This window comes from Bartonella sp. CL71SXKL (assembly GCF_042194935.1).
In the GTDB taxonomy this organism is placed as follows: Bacteria; Pseudomonadota; Alphaproteobacteria; order Rhizobiales; family Rhizobiaceae; genus Bartonella.
Genome location: NZ_JBHINI010000067.1, coordinates 1 through 1,454, shown reverse-complemented (window position 1 = coordinate 1,454; position 1,454 = coordinate 1). Strand labels below are relative to the sequence as shown.

The following is a 1,454-nucleotide window of genomic DNA, read 5'->3' as shown; positions in this document are numbered from 1 at the left end:
AATGCGTGCAAAGCGCTTCGGTTTAACGCTACAGGAGGCAAAAAATCCACTTTCTGGTACCTATATCGGGCGGCTTTGTTTGCAAGGCGTGCTTACACAAGAGCAATATGACGCCGCGCAACAGTACCTACAGATAAGAAACGATTACCTTTGTGCAAAAGGCTTGCCTAATGCAATTTATGACGAAATGCCGTCATCATCTGATGATAAGGCAAGAGATAAATGGGTAGCATTTGCAACAGAGCAGTTTATAAACACGCAAGAGGCACTAAAAGAAGCCCAATGCCTCTATAGACAGTATAATCTTCATGCTGCGCTACAGTACCTCGTGATAGAAGATCAAATGTTACCACATCTTGTGAATTCGCTGCGTGTTGCTCTTAATGTGCTTCATAAGTATTTAATCGCTAGTTTAAAAAATTTTTAAATATCGCTTCCATTTTTCAAAAGAGCCATATCTTACTGGGGGTCTTATATCTTCTTTGGGCATCATTTCTCTATATACACTTATAGCAATAGAGCACATATTCACTGTATTTTGTAAACGAACGCTTTCGTGTCCTAGTATCATATGCTCTGTACGAATAGTTTGTTCTTTTCTGCTAATGCCATTTGGAGAATTCAAAAATTTTTCTGCGTATTCAAACATTGGATCATTAAAATGTGTTTCAAATTTTGCTTTAAATAAAATAGTTTCTATAGTATCCCAGTCATTAAAAATACTACCGTATTTCTTAAGTTTTGTTTGCAAGTCGTTAAATGTAACTGTGGGCATACTTTTATCACCTTGTAATAAATCAGCAAAACGACCACAAAAAACAAGCACTATGTGATAATGTTTTAAAATATTAAATTCCGGAGGATTGCTAGGTAGTGTTATTAAATGCTTCCAAAATGGACTTTTGTCATTGGGGATGTCTACAGTACTTCCCATAAATGTTTTTAAATACTCCACCGATTCTTTTGCCTTTGCTAATTTTTGATGATATTCTGAGTTTTGATAATTTTCACTTACATATTTTTCGTAAAGTTTATCGTATTGTTCTAAACTATCTACACTAGTGTATCTTGATAACACTGATATCGAAAAGAAAGCTATAAATATTACTATGAGCGTTATGGATAGTGACTTCATTATTTAATCCTTAAATTATAATAATTAACACTACCTAACCGATTCTTTTCAAATGTATCAATATGTGTTATTTTTGTGTTGACAAAGTGTAGCAAATCGTATTTAATGACATTGCTGTACTTAGGCGTATTGTGTCTAGACGAGAGGCAGTGCAGTTTGGAATCCCCGCATTTGCGGGGTTTTTTATTATCTGGAGGGCGTATTTTATGACATCACAAAATACAGAACAGGCTCCACAACCGATTAAAAAGCGTATACCCCCAAAGGCAGGTCAAGGGCGTGTCAAAGGCGTTCCGAATAAGATGACGCGCATTTTAAA

Annotated in this window: 2 protein-coding genes; one reads left to right on the top strand and one right to left on the bottom strand. The window is 35.6% G+C overall.

Annotated elements, in window-relative coordinates:
* Position 1: 1 nt before the first annotated feature.
* Complete coding sequence (locus tag ACFILA_RS09470) at positions 2–427, top strand: hypothetical protein (protein WP_375661117.1); 426 nt, start codon at positions 2–4, stop codon at positions 425–427.
* On the opposite strand, the gene ACFILA_RS09465 is transcribed toward ACFILA_RS09470, so the two are convergent.
* Entirely contained in the window at positions 413–1,135 is a 723-nt protein-coding gene (locus ACFILA_RS09465; RefSeq protein ID WP_375610990.1) for a hypothetical protein, read from the bottom strand. The two genes, ACFILA_RS09470 and ACFILA_RS09465, sit on opposite strands and share 15 nt — an antisense overlap.
* Positions 1,136–1,454: the final 319 nt, after the last annotated feature.